The 22,872-nt window shown below is 54.4% G+C and carries 22 protein-coding genes and 1 tRNA gene; 10 read left to right on the top strand and 13 right to left on the bottom strand.

What is annotated here, in order from left to right; translation table 11 throughout:
• Positions 1–95 precede the first annotated feature (95 nt).
• Positions 96–626 (top strand): hypothetical protein, encoded by a 531-nt coding sequence (locus DYY88_RS10665; RefSeq protein ID WP_130199398.1) that lies wholly within the window; start codon positions 96–98, stop codon positions 624–626.
• 270 nt (positions 627–896) lie between these two features.
• Here the strand turns inward: DYY88_RS10665 and DYY88_RS10660 are convergent, their stop codons facing one another.
• Positions 897–1,799, bottom strand: coding sequence for a tRNA (5-methylaminomethyl-2-thiouridine)(34)-methyltransferase MnmD (locus DYY88_RS10660; RefSeq protein WP_039728054.1), 903 nt, complete (start codon positions 1,797–1,799; stop codon positions 897–899).
• 128 nt (positions 1,800–1,927) lie between these two features.
• Here DYY88_RS10660 and DYY88_RS10655 point away from each other — a divergent pair, with 128 nt between their 5' ends.
• Positions 1,928–3,652, top strand: coding sequence for a diflavin flavoprotein (locus tag DYY88_RS10655; RefSeq protein ID WP_039728055.1), 1,725 nt, complete (start codon positions 1,928–1,930; stop codon positions 3,650–3,652).
• Positions 3,653–3,742: 90 nt separating this feature from the next.
• Here the strand turns inward: DYY88_RS10655 and DYY88_RS10650 are convergent, their stop codons facing one another.
• Positions 3,743–3,970, bottom strand: coding sequence for a Calvin cycle protein CP12 (locus DYY88_RS10650; protein WP_039728056.1), 228 nt, complete (start codon positions 3,968–3,970; stop codon positions 3,743–3,745).
• Between the two features lie 404 nt (positions 3,971–4,374).
• Positions 4,375–4,512, bottom strand: a complete 138-nt coding sequence (locus DYY88_RS24125) for a hypothetical protein (protein WP_163685968.1) — start codon at positions 4,510–4,512, stop codon at positions 4,375–4,377.
• Positions 4,513–4,537: 25 nt separating this feature from the next.
• On the opposite strand from DYY88_RS24125, the gene DYY88_RS10645 reads away from it, so the two are divergent.
• Positions 4,538–5,797 (top strand): FIST signal transduction protein, encoded by a 1,260-nt coding sequence (locus DYY88_RS10645; protein WP_302849236.1) that lies wholly within the window; start codon positions 4,538–4,540, stop codon positions 5,795–5,797.
• A 125-nt stretch (positions 5,798–5,922) separates the two neighbouring features.
• On the opposite strand, the gene DYY88_RS10640 is transcribed toward DYY88_RS10645, so the two are convergent.
• From DYY88_RS10640 to DYY88_RS10620, 5 genes are all read right to left on the bottom strand, one after another.
• Positions 5,923–6,297, bottom strand: coding sequence for a DUF1823 family protein (locus tag DYY88_RS10640; RefSeq protein ID WP_039730147.1), 375 nt, complete (start codon positions 6,295–6,297; stop codon positions 5,923–5,925).
• Between the two features lie 713 nt (positions 6,298–7,010).
• Positions 7,011–7,412: an OsmC family protein gene (locus DYY88_RS10635; RefSeq protein ID WP_039728059.1), complete on the bottom strand. Its 402-nt coding sequence runs from the start codon at positions 7,410–7,412 to the stop codon at positions 7,011–7,013.
• The gene (locus tag DYY88_RS10630; protein WP_039728060.1) at positions 7,409–8,101 is read right to left on the bottom strand and encodes a cupin domain-containing protein; all 693 of its coding nucleotides are present in this window, start codon (positions 8,099–8,101) and stop codon (positions 7,409–7,411) included. Before DYY88_RS10630 ends, DYY88_RS10635 begins: the two co-directional genes overlap by 4 nt.
• A gap of 318 nt (positions 8,102–8,419) precedes the next feature.
• Positions 8,420–8,812, bottom strand: coding sequence for an SRPBCC family protein (locus DYY88_RS10625; RefSeq protein ID WP_039728061.1), 393 nt, complete (start codon positions 8,810–8,812; stop codon positions 8,420–8,422).
• A 170-nt stretch (positions 8,813–8,982) separates the two neighbouring features.
• A tRNA-Ile gene (locus DYY88_RS10620) sits at positions 8,983–9,055 on the bottom strand.
• A gap of 612 nt (positions 9,056–9,667) precedes the next feature.
• Between DYY88_RS10620 and DYY88_RS10615 the strand changes: the two genes are divergently transcribed.
• The 3 genes from DYY88_RS10615 (at position 9,668) to DYY88_RS10605 (ending at position 13,344) form a co-directional block, all read left to right on the top strand.
• Positions 9,668–10,990, top strand: a complete 1,323-nt coding sequence (locus tag DYY88_RS10615; protein ID WP_130199397.1) for an MFS transporter — start codon at positions 9,668–9,670, stop codon at positions 10,988–10,990.
• A gap of 64 nt (positions 10,991–11,054) precedes the next feature.
• On the top strand, positions 11,055–11,744 hold the full coding sequence (locus tag DYY88_RS10610; protein WP_039730148.1) for a CPBP family intramembrane glutamic endopeptidase: 690 nt from the start codon (positions 11,055–11,057) through the stop codon (positions 11,742–11,744).
• A 976-nt stretch (positions 11,745–12,720) separates the two neighbouring features.
• A complete protein-coding gene (locus DYY88_RS10605) occupies positions 12,721–13,344 on the top strand; it encodes a late competence development ComFB family protein (RefSeq protein ID WP_084607120.1) in 624 nt (207 codons plus the stop codon).
• A 91-nt stretch (positions 13,345–13,435) separates the two neighbouring features.
• Here the strand turns inward: DYY88_RS10605 and DYY88_RS10600 are convergent, their stop codons facing one another.
• The gene (locus tag DYY88_RS10600; protein WP_039728063.1) at positions 13,436–13,927 is read right to left on the bottom strand and encodes a GNAT family N-acetyltransferase; all 492 of its coding nucleotides are present in this window, start codon (positions 13,925–13,927) and stop codon (positions 13,436–13,438) included.
• A 21-nt stretch (positions 13,928–13,948) separates the two neighbouring features.
• Positions 13,949–15,157 (bottom strand): HhoA/HhoB/HtrA family serine endopeptidase, encoded by a 1,209-nt coding sequence (locus DYY88_RS10595; RefSeq protein WP_039728064.1) that lies wholly within the window; start codon positions 15,155–15,157, stop codon positions 13,949–13,951.
• 251 nt (positions 15,158–15,408) lie between these two features.
• On the opposite strand from DYY88_RS10595, the gene DYY88_RS10590 reads away from it, so the two are divergent.
• A complete protein-coding gene (locus DYY88_RS10590) occupies positions 15,409–16,317 on the top strand; it encodes a M23 family metallopeptidase (protein ID WP_052288528.1) in 909 nt (302 codons plus the stop codon).
• Between the two features lie 88 nt (positions 16,318–16,405).
• On the opposite strand, the gene DYY88_RS10585 is transcribed toward DYY88_RS10590, so the two are convergent.
• A complete protein-coding gene (locus DYY88_RS10585) occupies positions 16,406–17,092 on the bottom strand; it encodes a PspA/IM30 family protein (RefSeq protein WP_039728065.1) in 687 nt (228 codons plus the stop codon).
• Between the two features lie 161 nt (positions 17,093–17,253).
• Complete coding sequence (locus DYY88_RS10580; RefSeq protein WP_039728067.1) at positions 17,254–18,405, bottom strand: pyridoxal-phosphate-dependent aminotransferase family protein; 1,152 nt, start codon at positions 18,403–18,405, stop codon at positions 17,254–17,256.
• Between the two features lie 222 nt (positions 18,406–18,627).
• Between DYY88_RS10580 and DYY88_RS10575 the strand changes: the two genes are divergently transcribed.
• Positions 18,628–20,784, top strand: a complete 2,157-nt coding sequence (locus tag DYY88_RS10575) for a pentapeptide repeat-containing protein (RefSeq protein ID WP_039728069.1) — start codon at positions 18,628–18,630, stop codon at positions 20,782–20,784.
• A 255-nt stretch (positions 20,785–21,039) separates the two neighbouring features.
• Here the strand turns inward: DYY88_RS10575 and DYY88_RS10570 are convergent, their stop codons facing one another.
• The gene (locus DYY88_RS10570) at positions 21,040–21,399 is read right to left on the bottom strand and encodes a DUF6464 family protein (RefSeq protein ID WP_039728070.1); all 360 of its coding nucleotides are present in this window, start codon (positions 21,397–21,399) and stop codon (positions 21,040–21,042) included.
• 220 nt (positions 21,400–21,619) lie between these two features.
• On the opposite strand from DYY88_RS10570, the gene DYY88_RS10565 reads away from it, so the two are divergent.
• The gene (locus DYY88_RS10565; RefSeq protein ID WP_063776190.1) at positions 21,620–22,282 is read left to right on the top strand and encodes a hypothetical protein; all 663 of its coding nucleotides are present in this window, start codon (positions 21,620–21,622) and stop codon (positions 22,280–22,282) included.
• A 155-nt stretch (positions 22,283–22,437) separates the two neighbouring features.
• Entirely contained in the window at positions 22,438–22,857 is a 420-nt protein-coding gene (gene petE / locus DYY88_RS10560; RefSeq protein WP_039728071.1) for a plastocyanin, read from the top strand.
• Positions 22,858–22,872: the final 15 nt, after the last annotated feature.

Genomic DNA, 22,872 nt, shown 5'->3' with positions numbered 1-22,872 from the left:
ACGTGCACCTAGCGTTAAGGCATCAGTGGCTTGTTTTAGAGATGCCCTGGTTCTGATCGTGAGGGTGACTTTTCGTTGTTACACAGGAGGTACTTATGCGACCTCAATCTACTCATCGCAATTCCGCACCTCGTAAGGTCAAAACTTTGGTGGGTTTGCCAGTCGTGATGGCCACGTTAGTCGGTCTGGGTGCTTGTTCTAATCCAGAGCCCCAAGCGACCGAAGAAGATGCCAGCACCTACTCAGAAGAGGTAGCGGAAAAGCCTGAAAGCTTAGAAATTTTGACCGACAATCCCGAACTTTACTTGGGTCAAACCCTGACTGTGGTGGGTGAAGTGGTGGAAACCTATGACTCGCGGGCATTCATTTTGCGCGAGGAAGAATATTTTGCCGCTGACGAAGGGGTGTTGATCGTCCTGCGAGACGAGACCGCGCCGCTGCCAAGTCCTGGTGAATATGTGGAGCTGTCGGGTGAAGTCCAGCAGTTTGTGGTCACTGATCTAGAGAAGGATTATGAAATCGCTCTGGATAACACGGTCGTAGAAGAAATCGAAGCGACCTTTGCTGAATCGACCTTTCTGCTGGCCGATGAAATCAAGTACGCCCAGGAATCTCCCAGTGAGTAATACCAGCAAAGTTGTGCATAGGCAGCGATCGCTGCTGCCTGTGTACGTGCTAACTAGACCCGCCAAGTACCGGCGTCATCTGTATTAAGATGGCGCTTTTTTGCTGCGATCAAGGGTCGGTTTCTCGTTTGATTCGGACACCGCTGAACGACAGCAGCGATCGCCGCTCATCTGTAGCCCCGTGCAACGTTCAAGAACCAAGGCAAATCGCATTGACTCACGATAATTAATCCGCGATCGCGCCTGCCACGTCCCTCTAGTGAACCGCTGCTAAGAACTTAGCCACCGTCGCCGCCACTCTCCTGTGGATTGAAGTGTGGATTGGGCCTGCTCTTGCGATCGCCGTTGTTGAATTGTCGCCGCGTCATCCTTCAGTGTTGGGTCGCGATAGGGCACCGCCGCCCGGGTCTGCAAATGTTCTAGCTCTTGCTGCGAGAGCGGCGGCAAATTGCCCTCGCCATAACTGGCCAGAGTGCTTGGCCAGCGCCGACCAGGAGCCGCCAGCGAACCGATGTGCAATCCCGCCAGTTGCAGTGCTGCCCGCACCGCCGCCGCGCAGGAGTAAGTCGCCAATATCCCTTGCGGGTGCAGACATTGGGCCACCAAACCGAGAAATTCCACCGTCCACAACTGCGGACACCGGGGCGGCGAAAACGGATCGAGAAACACGACATCCGCCTGAAAATTTTGCGCCACCAACGTTTGAATCTGCTGCCGCGCATCGCCGATGAGGAGTTCTGCATTTAAATGAGGCAATTCCAGAAAGTCCCTCCCCCAATTTTGGGAGAGGGATTTGGGGTGAGGGCGAGCGATCGCCCCCAGAGCCGCTTGTACCGCCTCGGGCCAATCTTTGAGTAGTCCTTGGGCGATCGCGGCTTGGGGCACCGTCATATCTAACTCCAGCCCCACCAGGCGAATGGGCAGATCGGGCTGCACCGCCCAAATCGCCTCCAGCGCCGCCGCCGTGTTGTAGCCCAAGCCGTAGCACACGTCCAGAATGGTGATTTGGCCCTGGTTTTGGGCGCGTTCGACTAACCGCGTCGCCTGCACATAGGTGTGGCGAGCCTCGTCGTAAGCCCCGCTGCGACTGTGAAACCATTCCCCAAACGTGTCGGAATAGAACGTGGCGCTACCGTCTGCCGTCGGTTCAATGGTGAATGGGTTGGTGGCCATAGCCCGCTTTAGCGAAACTCAAAACATTGATAAAAGATCCTAACTGCCTAATCTAGAGGAATACGGCACAATGGAAGAAGTTAAGAAACATTGCTGTTGTTAAATCCGTTAATGATAAGGAGCGCTCGATGGTCGTAGCCGCACCCCAAACCCAAAAACGCCTCACGATGCAGGTGGAGCCGAATATCGCCGCCGATACCACGGCAATGCGATCGCTCGACTGGGATCGCGATCGCTTCGACATCGAGTTTGGCCTACAAAATGGCACCACTTACAACTCGTTTCTGATTCGCGGCGAAAAGACGGCGCTGGTGGATACCTCCCACGCAAAGTTCCGCGAACTCTATTTGGAGACGTTGAAAGGCCAGATTGATCCTGCCGAAATCGACTACCTCATCATCAGCCACACCGAACCTGACCATAGCGGCCTCGTGCGCGATGTGCTGGCCCTGGCCCCTAACGCCACGGTGGTGGGCGCTAAAGTTGCGCTCCAGTTCCTCGAAGACCTGGTGCATCAGCCCTTCGAAAAAATGCAGGTCAAAAATGGCGACCAGCTCGATTTGGGCAACGGCCACGTGCTGGAATTCGTCAACGCGCCGAACCTGCACTGGCCCGACACCATTTTTACGTATGACCATCACAGCCAGGTGCTCTTTACCTGCGATGCCTTTGGTCTGCACTATTGCAGCGACGACGTGTATGACGCCGACCTGGCCGCCATCTCCCCCGATTTTCGCTTCTATTACGAATGTCTGATGGCGCCCAATGCGCGGTCGGTGCTCTCGGCCATGAAGCGCATGGACAAGCTGCCAGAAATCACCACCGTTGCGACGGGGCACGGGCCGCTGCTGCGCCATCACCTGACCGAATTGACCGAGCGCTATCGTAGCTGGAGCCAGGAAAAGAGTCAGGCCGAAACGATGGTCGCCGTCTTCTACATGTCGGACTATGGCTATAGCGATCGCATCTCCCAAGCGATCGCCCGCGGCATCACCAAAACCGGCGTCGCCGTCGAAATGATGGATCTGCGATCCGCTGATCCTCAAGAGGTAAACGAATTGGTGGGTCGGGCTCGGGGCCTCGTTATCGGTATGCCGCCTGCCTCTGGTGCCACCGTGGCCCAAGCTGCCCTCGGCACGATTTTGGCCGCCGTCAGTGACAAGCAAGCAGTGGGACTGTTTGAGTCTTACGGCGGCGACGACGAACCCATCGACACCCTGGCGACGCGGCTCCAAGATTTGGAATTGCGGGTCGGCTTCGACCCGATTCGGATCAAAGACACCCCCGACGAGGGCATCTACCAGCTCTGTGATGAAGCGGGTACTGACTTTGGCCAACTGCTGGCCCAAGCCAAAAAGCTGAAAAAGCTGAAGTCCCTCAACGCGGAGATGGAAAAAGCCCTGGGCCGCATTAGCAGCGGGTTGTACATTATCACCGCGCAAAAAGGCGATGTTTCCAGTGCCATGCTGGCGTCGTGGGTGTCTCAAGCCAGCTTCCAACCCTTAGGCTTCACCGTGGCGGTGGCGAAAGACCGGGCGATCGAGTCCTTAATGCAGGTGGGCGATACCTTTGTGCTCAACATTTTGGAAGAGGGCAACTACGCGGCGCTGATGAAGCATTTCTTGAAGCGCTTTCCACCCGGGGGCGATCGCTTTGCAGGTATCCGCACCCGACCGGCAGAAAACGGCTCGCCCATCCTCGGCGATGCTCTCGCTTATCTGGAATGTACCGTCACCAGCCGCATGGAAGTCAGCGACCACTGGATCGTCTACTGCACGGTGGACGAGGGCAAAGTCTCTGACCCAGATGGCGTCACTGCCGTTCACCATCGCAAAGTGGGCACCTATTACTAACGCCACGACTCCGCGCCATTGCTAATAAAAAGGCCACCCTGATATCAGGGTGGCCTTTTTGAGCATTAGAGAATTAATCAGCAACGCCGATTAATCTTCGTAAACCCGGCACTCGTCAGCTTCCGGGTTGGCGTCGCAGTAGGCTTCCAGGGAAGTCTTTTTGGGGCCACCGACTCGCTGGTGAGAGGCTTCTGCTTGTAGTTCTTCAACGGCATCCCAAGCGGCAGCGCATTCCGACGAACTGGCGCCAGAGGTGTCGCAAGCATTTCGAGCCGCTTGCAGCTCTTCTTGAATTTTCTCTTGAATGTTGTTGCTCATAGGAACCCTATTAAAACGTCCTTAGTCGATAGGTGCTGCGGTCAGCTAGACGTAAACAGAATTTAGTGACGCAGCAGATGTTCTCGGTTAGTGTAACCTTCGCCTTTGGTCAGAACAGTGTAAATCGTGGCAAACGTTTACAGAGCAATGCTCTAGCCCAAATCTTGTAATATTCCTTCATCGAGGAATGAAGATTTAACACCCTTATTTATGTAAGTTACAGCGAGATTCAATCTTGCTGTAGGGCCAAAAACCTTACTGATTGTTCGGTTTTTCTCCGATGCTCCCAACTTAGAAATAACGCTACTGAACGATGTGACGATGGGCATCGACCCGAGGGTCACTGAACGATCTATCACAGGTTCAGTTTTGTCGCCAGACTGGAACAAGGTCAGGCATTTCGCTTAGGCTGATAAACAGCGATCGCTAAACGGCCATTGCGGTTGCAATACTGACCGCCGCGTTGCTGGCTCCTTACCATCGCGACCTGACGGCTCACGATTGCGCCTATGGAGGGAGCGATCGCTGACCGCATGGCTCATATGCCACATCCCTCAGGAGAGAACCGTGCCCGAAACCCTTCAATCCATGCAGTGGGTGAGTGCCCTATCGACCCAAGTCTCTTTAGAGCTGGCCGTGCGCGACCTGGCCGAACAAATTCAGGCGCAGCTGCATACGGCTCCTGATTTGGGCCTGGTTTTTATTTCCGATGCCTATGGCAGTGAGTTTGCTCGGTTGCTGCCGCTGTTAGAAGAAGCGCTGCCGCTGCCCTGCTTGATTGGCTGTAGTGGTGGCGGTGTAGTGGGCACGCCCCCCAACAGCACGGCCCAAGAAGTTGAACACTGTCCCGGCATTAGCCTTTGTGTCGCGTCCTTGCCGGGTGCCAAGATTCAACCCTTTGCCCTAACAGCCGAGGATTTGCCCGATTTAGACAGTCCTCCTGATGCCTGGGTGCAAAAAATTGGCGTCTCACCCGCCGATCAGCCGAGTTTCATTTTGTTGGCTGATCCCTTTACCGCGAGCATCACTGAGCTGTTGCAAGGACTTGATTTTGCTTATCCAGGGGCGGTTAAAGTGGGGGGCTTAGCTACTGGCAGCCCCCTGCAACGAGAAAGCAGCCTCTTTTGGAATGGCACGCGACAAACCGAGGGCGTCGTCGGTGTCGCATTATCGGGCAACGTCACTTTGGACGCGATCGTGGCCCAGGGCTGCCGTCCTATCGGTCGCCCCTTTCGCATTGCGGCGGGCGATCGCAACATCGTGCTCGAACTCGAAGAATGCGACGACTTTGGGGGCGACACCCAAACCCCTCTGGCCGCCCTGCAAGACATTCTGAAAAACCTTAGCGAGGCCGATCGCGAACTCGCCCAAGATTCCTTGCATGTCGGCATCGTCCAAGACGGCTTTAAGCAAGATCTGCAGCCCGGCGATTTTCTCATTCGTAACTTACTCGGCGTTGATCCGCGTTTGGGAGCCCTGGCCATCGGCGATCGCGTGCGCGTTGGTCAGCGCTTGCAGTTTCATTTGCGCGATGCCCGCACCTCAGCCGACGACCTCGAAACGTTGCTGATTCGATATCGCAGCGAGCATAAGTTGGACGCTGACACCCCCTTGGGCGCGTTGATGTTTGCTTGCCTGGGCCGAGGCGAGGGCCTGTATCAAAAGCCCAATTTTGATGCTCAGCTATTTCAGGAGTTTGTGGGCGATTTACCTCTGGGCGGTTTCTTTTGCGGGGGCGAAATCGGCCCGGTGGGCGGCACCACGTTTTTGCACGGTTACACGTCTGTCTTTGGCATTTGTCGTCCCATCGACCAAGAAGCATCCTAAAACCAGAGAATGGTTTAGCCAAGAGTTTGCCGCCCCAGTCCTGGGCTTCATTTCACCCACCGAAAATCTCATCCACTCAACGACTGCTTGAGCCTGATCTTCTGGTCAAGCCCACCTGCGCCAGCTTACGACAATAGACCTTGCTCTTGCATGTAACTCAGCAACCAGTTGGTCATCGTGGCCCGCCGTGTGAGTCGGGGCACCAGCTGATCGACGCTGTAGCCCTTAAAGCCCAGGTATTCCTTTAGCAGCTGCTTATTGGCTTTCGGAATAGAGCGGGTGAGTTGCACTGTTGCCGGACGGCTATCGATAAAGTTGGGCGGGGTGGGGTACTTTTCTACCCAAGTTGGGGCAACGGCGCTGGTGTCCCACGTCTCTTGGGTGGCATCGTAGCGATAGCCCAAATAATGCCAAACCAGCTGATTGACCGTGTCGTCGGCCAACTTTTCATGCAAAATATCCCAGAGGGTATCGGTGGTGAGGGGCGGTAGTTGATCCATCATCATCAGCCAAAATCACGGCATTCAAGCAATCACATTTTCGCATCCTACCGCTTAGCGATCGCCCCCAAAAGACAACAGGGCTGTCAGGCGACATTCCCCCCGCTCACACTCGATTGACTGCCGCACTCTCAGCCATGTGCTCAAGAATCAGGATTGTATAAAATCCCAGTTTTGCCAGGCAGATATCTTGCCTGCTCTTGAACAGCCGAGACGGCTGTCCACACTTAATTAAATCCCTATTCCTAAGACTCTGGCTGGTGATGCTTTGCCCCATGTGAGGTGATCAACCAATAAACAGAGATCACCATGAGCAGCGTCAAAAACTTGACTATGAGGTACAGGGTTGGGTTAAAAAACAGGGTTTCGGTCATGGTACTGACACCTCCAAGACAATGGTTGTGGTGCAGGGTTCATGGTTTTATCGGCAGTGTAGAGTTAGGCCCGATGACATCAACACGCTATCCCTAACCATGAGAAAGCAGACAGCGATCGAATAAACAAGCTAGGAAAATAATGCTTTTCTAGAGCATTGGGAATCGCTCTTTAACCAAATTGAAGGCATCCAGAATCCACGATAATGCCTTTTCTTCTATTATCTCTGGTGATCGGTCTGATCAGTCTTAAACGACATGATTCTTCGAGACGTCACTGTCTCCAAAGGCCGTTTTATTTCCTTTTTTGAATGAGTAAATGTCGGCAGAAAAGTATAATTAATCTGGCGTCTGGGCGAGCAACTGGGTCTGTATCTGAGTCGGTTGTTTGAGCAGCTTTTGGACCGGGCAGCGATCGCTAATTTCGCGCAGTCGTTGTCGTTGTTCTTCCGTCAAGTCACCTTCGAGAGTCAAGTTAGCCTCAATCTTTGCCTCTCCGGCTTGCGCTTCATAGGTTAAATCGACACTCACGCGATCGAGCTTCCAGCCTTTGCGCTCAGCATACATTTTGAGGGTGATCGCCTTACAAGACCCCAGTGCAGTCAGCATCCACTCGCAAGGCGTCGGGCCAGCATCATCGCCCCCCAGAGTCGGCGGTTCATCCGCCGCCAGCCGAAATTGGCGGATCGTGACATCCTGCCCAAAGTGAGAATCATTAGACGTTACCCGTACGGAAGTCATGCGACACCTCCCACCGCTACTGGGGTCAAAAGCTGCCCAGCAAGGTGCCCAGTCTTGACATAAATCAGACAACCCTCGTCACTGTACGGAGTGTGGATGCTGCCGTGAGGATTCCGCAACCAGCAGCCTTGGGGATATGTGCCATGCTCATCGGCAAACGTCCCTTCTAGCACAAAAATTTCTTCGCCGCCCCAGTGACGATGGGCCTGAAAGTGTGTGCCCGGTGCCCATCTGACCAGGGCGACCTGTTCAGTGCCGTAGGCATGCAAAGGCAATACCTGTAGTCCATCCACTAAACCGGGAGACCATTGAGCTCTACGAGTATCAAGCGTGACCTGAGTTTGGTCATCAGGATCCATTTGCCACAACTTCACCAAAATTGTGGCTCCCTCTTTGCTGTAGGGCGTATGACTAGACCCCACTGGATTACGAACATAAGTGCCAGGGCCAAAATCGCCGTGCTCATCTGAAAACACTCCCTCCAGCACGATGAACTCTTCGCCACCGCCGTGAGTATGCGCGGAAAAATAGCTGCCAGGCGCGTAACGCACGACAGAAGTAGCACGGGCAACTTCTTCGCCGACCCGCTCAAGCATCCGGCGCTGCACACCCGGCATCGGGGATTCGACCCAGGGCAATTCTTGACTGTTTACGACGGCGCGTTGGCTAAAGTCAGCGTGGATTTTCATAACGCGGAAAAGGGTTCTAATAGTTATGTAAGTAGTCTCAATGCAAAACATGAGATCACCCTGAAAACACAATAACAAAGTGCTATGAAGCTGCTTTCAAGGGTTTGGTGAGGCGATTTTGGAAACGATGGGCAGTCTGGGACCAATGCCGCGATGATCGGAATATTATGCCTGCGATGTCGCCAATGTCCTGGCAGCCACACAAGTCACAACGGAGTCCCCTAAGAAATTAGGATTTTATAAACTCCCAGGTTTGTTGTGCGCGCTTGAACAGCCGAGACGGCTATCCACACCTATATGAATATGAAATTTCCATTCCTAGGCAACCGCACGTTGTTCGGCTAAAAATCGCTGAAGGCGCATCAACGTCAGGCTCTGACCAAGGTTAATGGGGAGTACAGAAATGCCTTCAATGCGCGATTGCACCCAGCCATCACCCCAGCACCATTCATGAAAACCATCCACGCCTTCCCACAGCAAAAACCGAATGTTGTGGGGAGTGAGATCTGTTACCTGATGCTGCACCCGCAACGGCCCTAGATAGCTAGTGAATGTTGCCCCCAGCTCCAGCACGTCAGGTAGCCCCACGGAAAATGTCTGAGGCCAAAGCCATTCCTTGAATTGACGGGGTTGCAGTAAGCTGTCGCGAATCACCTCAGCGGGCGCATCTACCTCAACCCGCAACGTCGATTGTTGAAAAGTGCCGAACATAGAAATTTATGCGCTAATACAGGCTTATTGTGACGTAGCAGAGAGATCTTAACGCTTTGTCAGGTCACGAGCAGAGACCACCGCATAGTGAAATACTTGGCTTTATTTGCCCTTTCCGATGCGCTTAATCCTAGTCGGCGACTCTGCAGCTTTTGGAAATCAGGTGAAAGTCCAGGGTACAGGAGTCGAACCTGTCTAAGGCGAATTATGAGTTCGCTGCCTAATCCGCTCGGCCAACCCTGGCAGGCAATCCTATTCTAGGCGAGAACTTTTGTTTGTCACGTTGCCATTCAGAATTCGCTGTATTGAGCAAGGACTGGCCATTCAACATCTCGTGCGAAGTGGCACCGAGTGTGACCTACTAGAGCAGATTGGGCACGGGGATCTGCGACTGACTGAAAATGACCTTGTTTGCAGCAGACTGAGTTGGCGATGTGTGCCAGGGTCTGGTCAATCAGGGCGTGGTTCGATCAAGCCAATTGAATAACTGTCTGTAGACGGGGTAACCAGCCCCGGGTGTGCTTTGGGCCAAAATTCGGTCGCCTGGTAGACGGCTCACAAAATGATGACCTTTTACACTATTAAATAAATTATGAATAAGCCCGGCATCGTTTGTTGCTGCACTAATGTGACAGTCAATCTGGCAATTAGCGTTCTGACAGTAGTTACTCAGCTCAGGTTGTCGCCGTGGTTTGCTACAGCCATGGTGATAAAGCGCCATAAATTAATGGGGTTAGTTGTTGGGTAAACAATGCGATTTGGCGATCGCGATCGCTGTTTTGATGAACTTGGAGACTTCTTTTGACTTCAGCACCGCAGGTCAAACCTAAACTATCGTTCTGGCAGCTCTGGAACATGAGTTTTGGTTTTTTTGGCATCCAGTTTGGCTGGGGATTGCAGATGGCCAATACGAGTGCCATTTTTGAGCATTTAGGCGCTCACGCTGACCAAATCCCGATTTTGTGGTTGGCGGCCCCTCTGACTGGACTGGTGGTGCAACCCATCATTGGCAACCTCAGCGACAACACCTGGGGCTTTTTGGGGCGACGACGTCCATACTTTCTCGTCGGGGCAATTTTGGCCTCTTTGGCACTGATTTGGTTACCCAACTCTGGCAGTTTGTGGATGGCGGTGGGGTTGTTATGGCTCCTCGATACGGCTGCCAATATCAGCATGGAGCCATTTCGGGCTTTCGTCGGTGACCTGCTGCCAGCTAAACAGCGCACCAAAGGCTTTGCCATGCAGAGCCTCTTTATCGGCTTAGGCGCGGTACTGGCGTCGGCGATGCCGTGGCTGCTCTCCAATGTTTTGGAGCTATCGGCGAACTCAACTACCAACAATTCAGTCCCGCAAGCGGTAAAAATTTCCTTCTACATTGGGGCGGCGTTTTTTTTAGGCACGGTGATGTGGACGGTGTTCACCACTGAAGAGCGACCGCCACGCGATATGGAGGCTTTTCGCGAACAACAAGAGCGCCGACTAGGTATTGGGGCCACCGTTCGTGAGATTTACACGGCGTTTAAACAAATGCCGCCGACCATGCGCCAATTGGCTTGGGTGCAGGGCTTTAGCTGGCTGGGTATGTACTGTGTGTTTTTGTACTTTCCCCCGGCGATCGCCCACAATTTGTTTGGGGCCACGGATGAAACTTCGGCCCTCTATAGCCAGGGCATTGAGTGGGCCGGGTTGTGTATTGCGGCTTACAATGCCGTCTGCTTTTTCGCTTCATTTTTGTTACCCAAACTGGCTGCCGCCACCAGCCGCCCGATCGCTCACGCTTTATGTTTAGCCTGTGGTGGAGTCGGGCTGATTTCCCTATGGTTCGTGCCGTCTCCTGCCTGGGTGCCTTTACCAATGATCGGTCTGGGAGTCGCTTGGTCCAGCATTTTGTCTTTGCCCTATGCCATGCTGGTGGGCTCACTGCCCGCCAAAAAAGGCGGCATCTACATGGGCATCTTTAACATGTTTATCGTGCTGCCGGAAATCATTGTCTCGTTGGGCCTTGGCTGGATCATGGCTCATCTGTTGGATAATAACCGGCTGCTTGCGGTCATTCTGGGGGGCGTCTGTTTTATTATTGCGATTCCGTTTACGTTGAGAGTGCAAGAGGCTTCGGCCCAGCCGCTGATGCAGTCCAGCCTTGGCTCATCACGAGAAACTGAGGTCGTTGCCAAGTAGTACCGCGTGGTCACCTCAATCATCCGATGAATAAATTGTTGATTAGAAAATGACCGAAAGGCTGATGCTTAAGTCTTCTCCGCGTTGGGCTGCTGTAATCGCGTTATTGCTAGTCGTCGGGGCGGCCAACTTGGGCATTGTGGCGCGTTTGTATGGGCAAGCAGTGGGCGGACAAGCGATTTTTATTGCGACCCGAGTGTGGATTTTGGCGCTGCCGTTGCTTTGGGTGTGGCGGATTGATCGTCAATCACTATCGCTCACTTGGCCCACCCGTCAGGAATGGCGCGCGGGCGGATGGCTGGGGCTGGCGATGTTTGGGGTGATTTATGGTGCTTTTGCATTGTGGGGACAACGGTGGATTGATGGGGAAGGAACGCGATCGCAAGCGGCAGCCGTGGGTTTGCTCAATCCTGCCATGTTTGCGGCGTTTGCGATCTATTTCACGTTGGTCAATGCCCTGATCGAAGAATACATCTGGCGCTGGTTTGTTTATCGCAAATGTGAGGTGCTGGTGTCGGGTGGTTGGGCAGTGACTTTAGCGGCGCTGTGTTTTACCTTGCATCATGTGGTGTCGCTGTTTGGCTTTACTGAAAATTGGGGCGTCACCATCTTGGGGGCGGTCGGCGTATTTTTGGCGGGGGCCGTGTGGTCGGCATGTTATCTACGCTATCAATCGCTCTGGGTGTGTTACATCAGTCATGCATGGGCTGATTTAGCGATCGCGATCGTGGCCTGGCAAATCCTTTTCCCTTAGGACTGGCGTGCGCTCTTGGCCAAAGTTTGAGCTTTTATGAAAGCGTCATTTCTGCGAGCTATCAGCTGCATATGCCACGATCACTTTAATTCGAGATTCTTTATCCAATTGGGTCCACGGGGGCAGCATCGGTGTTCAAAGAGCTGCATCCCACCCCAAGCGAAGTATCGGATATACAGTTTGTCTAGCGTTGCGCAGAAAGCTTTGGACGTTTCCAGAATGGGGACAAGGAGCTTACCGGCTTTAATCTTTCGTACTGTTGGGTTTCCTGACGTCAACCGCAACCTACGCGACCCATTTTTCAGGTAGTTTCTTTTGCAGAGATCACCCAAGTCCCTTGACTGTCGGCACCTTACTGCAGGTGGCGATTTGCAGCCCCGGTGATGCTTCATCGTAAGCTCTACCATTAGGGGCACAGGGGCACTCCCTTCTCCATCCCCGGTAGACAGCATCCTGCTTGGCACAAAGTGATGTTTTACAACGCCTGTAGCCGTCCATTTTTCCCAAAAACTCTCCCAGGTTAGGATGCTTGCATAATGAGTTGATAGAACTTTGAGAGTTCATATTGACGAATGCTGCAGCAACCTTTTCAAAAACCCTCTAAAGCTTTGCAGCGCAGAATTTCTGGCAATATCAATGACTATTTGCCTAGCTGGTCTGTTGGCGTCAAATTGCTCTCTGAACCGTTCAAATTCACCAGTATGCAGCTAATTTCCAAGCTATGCCTGGTTTTCCATTGTCACAATGTAATCTTTCCAAAACCTCGTGAAAAGAAAATTTCAGCGTGTTGCTATACTAAATCAATTCAGACAACGGGTCTGAGCATTAATGCACGCAAGGGAAAACTCTAGACTTTGTTCGTCAGACGTCTGGCCCCTGAGTGCTTCTGGGGTGTATTTTTACGGGTCAAAATCAACAGCCTGATTCGCATCTGCGGCTGTGAGTTCTTGCATCAATCGTCTACGGGTATAGAGCTATGGGTGGTGAGGTTAGGACTGCTCATCAAAAGCTGTACATCAACGTAATGGAAATGTTGGTGGCAGAAGAAGTGAGTCGCCAACTTGCGGGGTTGCCTGAGCGAGTTGCTAAATATGTTAAGCGGCTAGAAGTTGAGACATTCGCGCTTAATCGGTTACCCGCTCTGTATGCATCTAGTGAGAAAGGTCTAGAGCATCAGTACGTTCGCGCCCTCAGAGAATGTAAGCCCCAGATTGAGAGTGCCGTACGGCAAGCTTTTGCGGCGGTACAGGTTGATCCGATTCGGCTCTCTCAACCTTTGCACTTAAACCAGGAAGAGGAAGCGGTGTTGCAGGCTTTACGAGACCTGCTACACCAGCCAGACTTGACCTGGCAAGAGGCTTTGAGAGAAATACAGCGGATTCAACAGCAGCGCCAAGGGCGGGGCACAGCACCCTCGCCGCCGCCTCGCGCTAGTGCGCCGCCAGCCCAACCCAAAGAGCGCGAAGTGGAAGACGTTGAAGAGCGCGATTTTCGACACAGCCCAGCTTGGCGGCCTGGGACGTATGGTGGCCGCATTGGTTGGAAACCGCGTCGCCATCACTCTTCTTCTGACAGTGGTTTTGGTGATAACGCTCGGTAACACCAACAACCCCAGGTCATACTGTCGGGCCTGCTCTGGTCTAGCTGAGTGGACGCAGTGTGAGTAAAGGCAGCATTGGCTGCATAAGCGATTAGGGCTCGATGAGACGCTGCATAAATTTCAGATCGAGCCAGCGATCGAACTTATAACCGACCTGGGGAAAGTGTGCGACTTCTTGAAAGCCAAACTTTTCATGTAGTTTTAAGCTGACAATATTGTCGGCATCAATGCCCGCCACGATCGCATGCAGCTGTAACTCTCCAGCGGCTTGCACTAAGTGCGCTAACAATTGTTTGCCAATGCCCTGTCCTCGATATTGAGGCGCGACATACAAAGAATTCTCAACGGTATAGCGATAGGCTTCCCAGGCTCGAAAGTGTCCCAAAGCCCCAAAGCCGGCAACTTCGTTCTGCTCTTCGGCAACTAGCACCGGAAAGCCCGCCTCACATTTCGCGGCGAACCAGCTTTCTCGCATGGCGAGAGTGTGCGGCGCGTAATCATAAACCGCTGTGGTATTGAGGATAGCGTCGTTATAAATGTCCAGAATGCTGGGCAAATCTGCCGTCGTTGCAGGTCGAATCATCACAGACCAAGGGCCAACAAATTACTGCAATTGTGATGGCAACGCCATCGGCCGGATCGTCAACGTCTGAGATGTGTCGCCCCGCTGGATTTCTACATCTAGGGGTTGTCCCACTTCGCCTGCATCAACTTCGGCTTGCACATCGGTGGGAGTTTCGACGGGGTTGCCATTCACCCGTTGAATAATGTCCCCCGCTTTGAGACCGCCTGCTTCTGCCGGGGTATCTTCCAACACGCGGATAATCAAAACGCCGACATCGGCATTGACTTTGACTCCCAGTTCATCCGATGCATTAATTTCATCCCGAATTTCTGGGGTCAGCAACACCATCTGAATTCCCAAGTAAGGGTGTTGGACCTCGCCATCTTCAAATAGCTGTTGGGCAATGCGGTTGAAGGTTTCGACCGGAATGGCAAAGCCTAATCCCTGCGCGTCTTTGCGAATGGCGGTGTTCATGCCGATGACCTCACCCTGGTCATTCAAAAGGGGACCACCAGAGTTGCCGGGATTGATCGCCGCGTCAGTTTGAATGAACTGCACTCGCTTATCGGGAATGCCGACTTCTGAGCTGCTGCGGCCCAAGGCGCTGATAATGCCAGCGGTCACGGTGTTGTCCAAGCCGAGGGGATTGCCGATCGCGATCGCCCATTGTCCCGGCGATAGGGTATCGGTGCGGCCAAACACCACCGTGGGCATATCCGTGGCGTCGATCTTAACGGCAGCGACGTCAGTGACTTTGTCGGTGCCTACCACTGAGCCTTCAAAGGTGCGGCCATCGGTGAGGGTTACGGTCACCCGCGAAGCCCCTTCAACGACGTGGGCGTTGGTGATGATTTGACCGTCGGACGAGATGATAAAGCCTGAGCCAGTGCCTTGCTGAAAGGGCTCCGGCACGGGCATCTCATCGCCAAAAAAGCGGCGGAAGAAAGGATTTTCGAGCCCTTCGGGCAGTTCAATATCGCCACCGTCAGCGTCAATGCGGACCACGGCAGCACCCACGCGATTAACGGCGTCAGCAATGAAATTGGGGTTGCTGGTCGCTGGCGGTGCTAGCGCTACAGTTGAGCGCGGTAACTCAACATTAGAGGTGGTCTGTACCAGAGGCGCGGTTTCGACTGCTGTGGCTTCTAGACTCCGTGCTTGTAACTGCTGATGGCCAACCCAACCGATGCCGCCGCCGACTAGCAGGGTAATGACGGATAGACCAATTTGCTTCGGCGCTAAGCCCATCGCAATTCTCCGGAGGTTGGGTACACACAAATTGCTACTACTTTAGCGAAAATAACGAAGAGGATGACAGGAATTTATTGCGATACAACCAAGGTAGATAAAGGGCGATCGCGGTGGTTATGGCCACAGCCAGGAACCAGCATCATTCCCACTATCGTCATCTCTAAGATCGGGGCAATGGCGGGAGGGACAATCAAGGTCCTACTGCGGCCCAATTTCCAACCAAGACTCGCAAGGCGGATGAGAATACGATGACAGCAAACCAGCCATTTTCAATCCCAGCATGGCGACGACCCCTGGTTGCGATCGCGATCGGTGGCCTGAGCCTCATGGCGGTGTGGAATGTTGCCAGCCCGAGCGTCTACAGTGCGGAATCTTTGTGTCCGGAGCCCGTGCTCCAGCGTTTAGTGACGCATACGGTGCAATCGGGGGAAACGTTGGAGAGCATTGCCGCCGATTATGGTTTATTGCCCATCACCCTGTTGGCGGTGAATCCTCGGATTAGTGGGGGGGCAGTGTCGCCGGGGATGACGCTCCAAATTCCGCCGTTTAATGGGGCGGCCGTAACGGTCCCCGCAGGGCAAACCTGGCAAGATTTAGCGACGACCTATGGGGCGCGGGCGGACGTGTTGTTTGAAATCAATGGTTGTCCGGCGCAGATGCCCTCGCAGGCATTTATTCCGGGGGTGAGTTGGTTGATTGAGGGGAGCACCTCGACGCCCTCGACGGGAAATGCGACCAATACCCCGGTCTCGACCTATCCCCTAGCGGCTGAGGGACAGGTGATTGCGAACTACGGCTGGCAGACTGATCCGTCCCTGGGCGAGTTGGTCTTTAGCAGTGGCGTGACGGTCAGGACGGTGCCGGAGACAGCGGTTGTGGCGGCGGGTAGTGGCACGGTGGCCTATGTGGGCAGTGATCCCACCTTGGGCACGCTGATTGTGGTGAATCATCAGCAGGGGTTGCAAACCCGCTATGCCCAGGTGATGCAGCCGCAAGTGCAGACGGGCGATCGCGTGCAGGCTGGGCAGTCACTGGCGATCGCGACGCCTTCCACCGAAGACAGCAGTATTTTGTATTTTGAAGTGCGCACCAACTCCAGTCTCGGTTGGGTGGCCCGCGATCCGGGCAATTACATTCCCGCGTTGGCAGTGCGCTAAGTCGCGCTCAGCCTGTGACGCCCCCCAAGGTTCGAATTCGAAGGCGCAGAATCGCTATCAAACCAGAACGCTAAATCCCCTGACAGGATTAGCCGGATTGATGGGGCAGGCGGTTTTTCAGGGTCGATAGTTCTTGCTCGATCGCAGTCGCCTCGTCCCGTTCCAGAGCGGCAAATTGCCCTTCGAGGGATTGATCGGTGAGCGCTTGGTTGAGTTCGGCGGTAGCGCTGGCTTGCGCTTCGAGATCCAGCACTTTGTCTTCCATTTGGCTGAGGGTGCCGAGCGATCGCTCATGGCCCACCTGACCAATCAGGTCTTGAATGCGCTGCGACGCTTCGGCAGAGCGGGCACGGGCAATGTACATATCGCGCCGGGTGCGCACATCGGCAATCTTGACTTCCAGGTCGCGCATGTTGGTTTTGAGTTGGGCGATCGCCACTTTTTGTTCACTAATGTGATTGGCGAGTTGGGTGCCCAGCCGTTGGTAGGCATGGCGCTGGGTCAGTGCGTCTCGGGCCTGATCTTCTTGGCCCTTTTGCAAAGCCAGTTGCGCCCGGTTGTACCATTCTTGGGCGAGGGTTTGATTTTGGTGTTGCTGGCGTTCGGTGCGCTTTTGAGTGGCGATCGCCTGCGCCACCGCCTGCCGCAGTTGAATCAAATCGCGCTGCATGTCAGCGACGGCCTGGTCGAGCATTTTTTCGGGGTCTTCGGCACCGTTGACCCAGTCACCGACCTGAGAACGAATCACTTGTCCCAACCGACCCAGTACGCCCATCGCTGTGTTCTCGTCCTTCGCTAATGACTGTCCTGTTAGCAAGATAGCAGCCAATCTTGTGAGTGGATGGGGTGAGCGACCCGAGATCGCCGAACGGGAGCCGGATCCAGTCCCTCTCCCAAAACTGGGAGAGGGACTTAGGGAGAGAGTAGGCAGCGCTGTTAAGCCGAGAGCACGGCTTGGGCGGCGGCCAGACCAGCACCCGGCGTAAAGCCATTGGCTCCGAGTTGCGCCAAGGTCGCTTCCAGGGAAGCGACGGCGGTCAGGATGTCGCGATTGCCCACAAAGCCCAGGTGCCCCACGCGGAAGATCTGCCCCTTCAGATGGTCTTGGCCACCCGCCAAGGCAATGTCATATTGCTTCCGCATGATCGAGCGAATTTTTTCCGCTTCCACACCTTGGGGCATGACGGCGGTCACCGCTGGGCTGGCCACCTCATCGGCGGCAAAGAGCGGCAGGTTCAGCCCTTTCATCGCGGCGCGGGTGGCCGTTTGCAATTTGGCATGACGGGAAAAGATATTGTCGAGCCCTTCGTCTTGCATCATTTTGAGCGCCACTTGCAGCGCAAAAAACAGACTCACCGGGGGCGTAAAGGGGGTCGTATTCTTCGCACCGCTTTTGCGATAGGGGCCGAGGTCAAAATAGAACTTGGGAATATTCGAGGTTTCGTAAGCTTGCCAGGCACGATCGCTCATCGCCACAAACCCCAGTCCGGGCGGAATCATGTAGCCCTTTTGAGAACCCGACGCCACCACATCCAAACCCCACCCATCCACAGGCACGCTGCAAGCGCCCAAGCTGGTGACGGCATCAACCAGCACCAGCGCTTCGCCGTGGGCGTGGGCATGGTCGGCAATGGTTTTGAGGTCGTTCAACACCCCAGTCGAAGTTTCGCTATGGGTGACCAAAACGGCTTTGATAGTCTTGTCGGTATCGGCTTCCAGCTTCGCTTTGAAGTCGTCCGGGTTCAGCGGTTTGCCCCACTCAGCTTCAATCACGTCTACGTTGAGTCCAAAGGCTTTGCACACCTTGACCCAGCGATCGCCAAACTTACCATTGCTGCCCACCAGCACGCGATCGCCCACGCTGAGTACATTGATAATGCCTGCTTCCATCGCGCCAGTGCCGCTAGCGGTTAGCATCAGCACATCGTTTTTCGTCTGATGCAGCCACTTCAGGCCCGCCGTAACCTCCGCCATAATTTCGCTAAACTCGCCACTGCGGTGGCCGATGAGGTGCTTGGCCTGCGCCAGTAAAACGCTTTCGGGCACCGGCGTTGGCCCCGGAATCATCAGCATGAATTTGTCGTCCATGGGCTCCCCCTTTCCAATTGTCGGTTTCTGTGGTGAACACGAGCGTATTTCAGCATCGCACAAGATACGGAAATCGCTTCATTCCTTTGGACTGTTATTAGCATGGTGAGCAATTGATGACGGCGTGAACAGGGCAGAGGGGCAGGGGAGCAAGGGAGCCGGGGGCAGAAGGGAGCAGAGAATGGGGGTGAAACGGGCTACCCTTGACCTGATGAATGGGGGATGACTGTGCGCGGTTGGTTGCAGGCAGGATTGGTGTTGGCGGTGGTGTGGCTGGTGGCTTGGGTGAACCCGGCAGTCAGTTGGGCCGCCGCATTGAGTCCTGAGCCGTTGACGATCACCCAACTGCAAGCGCGGCTCCAAACTCCGGTGCAGCGCGAAGGCAAACCAACCCTCGATTTGCGCCGAGTTACCCTTGATTTGCGGGACGACAATGGCGAGTTTCGCGATCGCTTTTACACCGAGCTCAATACCCGTTTGCAAAAAGGTAGCCAAACTTTCACCCTCGACTTGAGCGAGTCGGTGATTCTCGGTACGTTTGATTTCCAGCGCTTGAGTTTGCGAGAGCCTTTGTATGGCGAGGCGTTTTTTCCTTTACTCACGGAACGCGAACAGACCCAATTGCAGCGCGATCGCCGTCGCCTGTCGCAACTGAGCCAACTCTCGCGATCGCTCTTGCTGCAACCTCAGTCCACCGCGTTGCGGCTCTATTTGTTCCGGCATGGCCTCAATCTGGCGCAGACCCGGTTTGAGGGCTCCGTACTCGCCTCCGACATCTTCTTCTTAGAACCGATCAATGCGCCCGGTGCCCGATTTTTACAGCCGGTCAACTTTAGCCAAAGTCGCTTCAGCGATGCCGTTTCATTAGTCGGTTGCCAATTTCAGCAGGCAGTTCGGTTTCGTAGCACCCTGTTTTTTGATCGGCTTCGTTTAGGGCAGGCGAGCTTTCAGGGGCCGGTCACCTTCCAAGGCAGCGAACTGACTAACGGCGCAGGCTTTGCGCAGGCGTCCTTTCAGCAAGCGGCCAATTTTAGTCGAGTCACCTTTCAGGGCAATGCCGACTTTGGCAAAACGGTTTGGCAAGCCAACGGTGACTTTGCGCAAAGCACCTTTAGTGGCGATGTCTTTTTTACGAATGCGCGATTTAGCGCGGCCATGAGTTTTCGGCAGGTGCGGCTCACGCAAGCGGCTAATTTTCGTGGTGCGGTCATCCAAAATCAGCTGGACTTTGGTGATGCGAGTTTTAGCCCCGATACCCGCATCAACGTTGCCGGGCTCGACTTTAGTAGTGACCAAAGTCAGCTATTGGGCAGCCCCGGACAGATTGGGCGCGTGCTCTCGGTGCCCAGCCTGGCAGGGAACGAAACCTTGTTGCGGAATCTTGTGCGCAACTTTCGCGAACTGGAGCAGGTGGCTGATGCCAACCGCATTGAATACCTGACTGAGCGGTTGCGGCTGCGATCGCTCCAACAACGCCTGGTCAACCTCAACCTCAATACCGCCTCGCGATCGCAGCTCCAAAACGTCGGCTTTTCCGCGGCCCAAAGTGACGCCATCCTGAGTCAGCGGGCCGAAGCGCTATTGGTGAATGCTGCCGATGTGCTCGATCTGGACGGCATTGACCTGTCGACCTATGTCAAGGTGCGCGATCGCATCATTGCGCAACCGCCCCGGTCTTGGGGACAGCGCTTGCAACTGGCTTGGCGTTGGGGCTTGCTCTCAACGCTGTTGCTGCTGAGTCGATACGGCACCAGCGTCGGACTAACCCTGGGCGTGGGATTAGTCGCGATCGCCCTCTCTAGCCTGCTGTTTTGGTGGGTCGATCGCTATCGTCGCCGGGTGCCCACCCCCATCGCCCCACCCCGCTCCGAAATTGGCTGGATGCTGGGCAGTTTTGTCGGGGTGTTTGGGCTGGGCAATCTGATTGTGTTGCGCCTGGGAGAATCACTGGTGTGGGCGCTCGGGGCGATCGCGCTGCTAGTGCTGCCCATCCCGCTGTTATTGACCAGCATTTTGTATCGGCGCGGTCGCTTTCATGACCAACTCGACACCAGCTACTTGCTCGAAGATGGCAGCGCTCGCCAACTTCGATTTTTAATCGCGCGGCTGCCCGTCATTCCCAAATATCCTTTTTTCCGCGATCGCTTCTACCCCATCGATTGGCAAAAGCGCCGCAACTGGCTCAACTACTACGATTTCAGCCTGAATAACTGGTTCAAATTTGGTTTTAACGATCTGCGCCTGCGCGATGAATGTGTCCCCGGTTTGGTGACCGCGCTGGTGTGGTATCAGTGGGCGATCGGCTTAGCCTATGTGGCGTTGCTGCTGTGGACGCTGTCGCGCACCATCCCTGGTTTGAATTTGCTGCTGTATTTCTAACAGCCGCATCAATCGCTCCCAGTTCCGAACCTGTTGGTGGAACCGCCTGGCGAGGGGCTTGCAAATAGCCTCTCCAATGGTCGGGGTTTGGCACTACTAAACCCCGACAGCAGCCTTTCGGTCTTGGGGAGATTGTTTAAGTGCCCAGGAATGGGAATTTAACGAAGTGTGGACAGCCGTCTCGGCTGTTCAGGAGTAAGCAAGATGCTTGCCCGACAAGACTTGAATTTGATAAAAATCCTGATTCCTCAGCGCCTATGATTCGCGGCGCTGATAATGCGCACAGTTCTGACAAGGCCCATCGGGATTCACCGCACAGCGCACCAGCTCGGAACGAGCGTTGTATTCACAACTGATGTCACCCAGCACCCAGCGATCGCCCAGCCAGCTTTTCTCCTCGGCATTCCCCGCCAATTGCACATACAAATCAATCTTGTGCAGCTGGTAACGACTGGCGGTGAACTGATATCGATGCCGCCGTTCTAACACGGTGTAGACCTGCCCATCGTGAATGAGCTGATTGCCCGGTTGGGGTTGCCAATCCAGCGGCACCTGGCCCAGCGATCGCGGCGGAGCATTCAAAATCAGCTCAGTCGGAGGCAAAGTCTGATCCATAACTCTAGATCTACACAGTGAGGGCGATCGCCGCTTCAGCAACCTTCCAGGGGGAGCGGAGCTTGACGATCCTTCCCTGTTGGAATCAAACGACGCCCTTCATCATAAGCGCATACCCCAAAGCTCGCGAGTAATCCCGTGTCAGTAAACGATGGCAGGGTTGGCGATAGCCCAAAGGGGTTGGCTAAGATGGCACCGAAGGCGAATGACCGGAGTTTCTATGACTATCCAGCAGGTTCACTATGAGAACCTTCTTGCGGCAAGTAGTGCCTATGATGGCGCGATCGCGCTGCTCAAGCAGCACCGACCGTATTTGGAAGTCATTCCCAGCATGCGCCGCCCCAAAGAAAGTGTGGTCACGATGCCGCTGCCCGTGATCAAGGTCCGTAGCTCAGTCGAGCCGACCGGCCACGCAGGCATGCACCTGAACGCGGGAGAGTCGGTGCTGTTGCCCTGCGACGTCGCCCTGCTGATGTGCGACCCCGAATGGAAAATCAAAACCGGGGTCGAGATTCTGCTGTTCATTCATCGCCCCAACGAAGATTTTTCCGATTTATTAATGCGCTGGCGGCAGACCCAGATATTGCTCGATCGCGGCTATGAGTGGTTATTGCCTGCCCGCTATCAGCACCTGGTCAGCGACGAGGCCAACACCATTCGTCCCCTTTTTATCGTGTTTCCCCACAGTCCCGAGCGCATTTCCAGGGGGCTGAAAGGCGCGGGCCTGCCAGCCATTACTTATGTGAATACGGTGACTGACGAGCCGCTGGAGACAACCCCTGCGACCCCGCTAAATGAAGAAGAACTCGATGTTGAAGCAGCCCAAACCTTCGACTTTGCTGACTTGGACGACATCGGCAACTCAGAAATGACTTCCGAGTAAAAACTATCGAGTGAGTGCCCGCAAGGCCACGTCTTGATGGTGCTGCAAGAATTTTTGCAACTTCTAAATCTCCCGCTTACAGGAGGTGTAGTTTGTGACGCTTCACGGTAAACTTCTACTAACAGTCGAGATAAGTTAGCTGTTTAGAGGTTCATATGAAACAGATTGCACACTCCATGCGCCGTTTTGGCTTGGCCTGCTTGGCTTTGATGGTGGTATTCACCACTTTTGCGATTGCTGCATCTCCGGCAATGGCCACTGACTACGAAGTCAAAATGGGTTCCGATTCTGGCTTGTTGGTGTTTGAGCCCGCTAAGCTTACCGTTAAACCCGGCGACACCGTGACTTGGGTTAACAATAAAATGGCGCCTCATAATGTGATTTTTGATGGCAACCAAGTGCCCGGTGGCGATAAAGACTTAGCTGATAAGATTTCTCACTCTCAATTGACCTTTGCCCCCGGTGAAAACTACTCCACCACTTTCACTGCTGATATGCCCGCCGGTGACTATGGCTATTTCTGTGCGCCTCACCGGGGTGCTGGAATGGTCGGTACCATCACTGTCGAAGGCTAACTTCTGGCAATTTTT

Origin of the sequence: Leptolyngbya iicbica LK (assembly GCF_004212215.1) — a bacterium.
Taxonomy (GTDB): Bacteria; Cyanobacteriota; Cyanobacteriia; order Phormidesmidales; family Phormidesmidaceae; genus Halomicronema; species Halomicronema iicbica.
The sequence above is the reverse complement of the archived record's forward strand: the minus strand, read 5'-3'. Positions and strand labels throughout refer to the sequence as shown.

Bases quoted from the DNA above. Each gene is read 5' to 3' on its own strand.
- DYY88_RS10565 (WP_063776190.1), top strand. From the start codon at position 21,620: ATGACTATCCAGCAGGTTCACTATGAGAACCTTCTTGCGGCAAGTAGT.
- DYY88_RS24125 (WP_163685968.1), bottom strand. From the start codon at position 4,512: ATGAGCCATGCGGTCAGCGATCGCTCCCTCCATAGGCGCAATCGTGAG.
- DYY88_RS10570 (WP_039728070.1), bottom strand. From the start codon at position 21,399: ATGGATCAGACTTTGCCTCCGACTGAGCTGATTTTGAATGCTCCGCCG.
- petE (WP_039728071.1), top strand. From the start codon at position 22,438: ATGAAACAGATTGCACACTCCATGCGCCGTTTTGGCTTGGCCTGCTTG.
- DYY88_RS10600 (WP_039728063.1), bottom strand. From the start codon at position 13,927: ATGATTCGACCTGCAACGACGGCAGATTTGCCCAGCATTCTGGACATT.
- DYY88_RS10585 (WP_039728065.1), bottom strand. From the start codon at position 17,092: ATGGGCGTACTGGGTCGGTTGGGACAAGTGATTCGTTCTCAGGTCGGT.
- DYY88_RS10610 (WP_039730148.1), top strand. From the start codon at position 11,055: ATGCTTAAGTCTTCTCCGCGTTGGGCTGCTGTAATCGCGTTATTGCTA.
- DYY88_RS10615 (WP_130199397.1), top strand. From the start codon at position 9,668: ATGAGTTTTGGTTTTTTTGGCATCCAGTTTGGCTGGGGATTGCAGATG.
- DYY88_RS10595 (WP_039728064.1), bottom strand. From the start codon at position 15,157: ATGGGCTTAGCGCCGAAGCAAATTGGTCTATCCGTCATTACCCTGCTA.
- DYY88_RS10650 (WP_039728056.1), bottom strand. From the start codon at position 3,970: ATGAGCAACAACATTCAAGAGAAAATTCAAGAAGAGCTGCAAGCGGCT.
- DYY88_RS10640 (WP_039730147.1), bottom strand. From the start codon at position 6,297: ATGGATCAACTACCGCCCCTCACCACCGATACCCTCTGGGATATTTTG.
- DYY88_RS10655 (WP_039728055.1), top strand. From the start codon at position 1,928: ATGGTCGTAGCCGCACCCCAAACCCAAAAACGCCTCACGATGCAGGTG.
- DYY88_RS10660 (WP_039728054.1), bottom strand. From the start codon at position 1,799: ATGGCCACCAACCCATTCACCATTGAACCGACGGCAGACGGTAGCGCC.
- DYY88_RS10635 (WP_039728059.1), bottom strand. From the start codon at position 7,412: ATGACTTCCGTACGGGTAACGTCTAATGATTCTCACTTTGGGCAGGAT.
- DYY88_RS10590 (WP_052288528.1), top strand. From the start codon at position 15,409: ATGACAGCAAACCAGCCATTTTCAATCCCAGCATGGCGACGACCCCTG.
- DYY88_RS10575 (WP_039728069.1), top strand. From the start codon at position 18,628: ATGACTGTGCGCGGTTGGTTGCAGGCAGGATTGGTGTTGGCGGTGGTG.
- DYY88_RS10630 (WP_039728060.1), bottom strand. From the start codon at position 8,101: ATGAAAATCCACGCTGACTTTAGCCAACGCGCCGTCGTAAACAGTCAA.
- DYY88_RS10665 (WP_130199398.1), top strand. From the start codon at position 96: ATGCGACCTCAATCTACTCATCGCAATTCCGCACCTCGTAAGGTCAAA.
- DYY88_RS10625 (WP_039728061.1), bottom strand. From the start codon at position 8,812: ATGTTCGGCACTTTTCAACAATCGACGTTGCGGGTTGAGGTAGATGCG.
- DYY88_RS10605 (WP_084607120.1), top strand. From the start codon at position 12,721: ATGGGTGGTGAGGTTAGGACTGCTCATCAAAAGCTGTACATCAACGTA.
- DYY88_RS10580 (WP_039728067.1), bottom strand. From the start codon at position 18,405: ATGGACGACAAATTCATGCTGATGATTCCGGGGCCAACGCCGGTGCCC.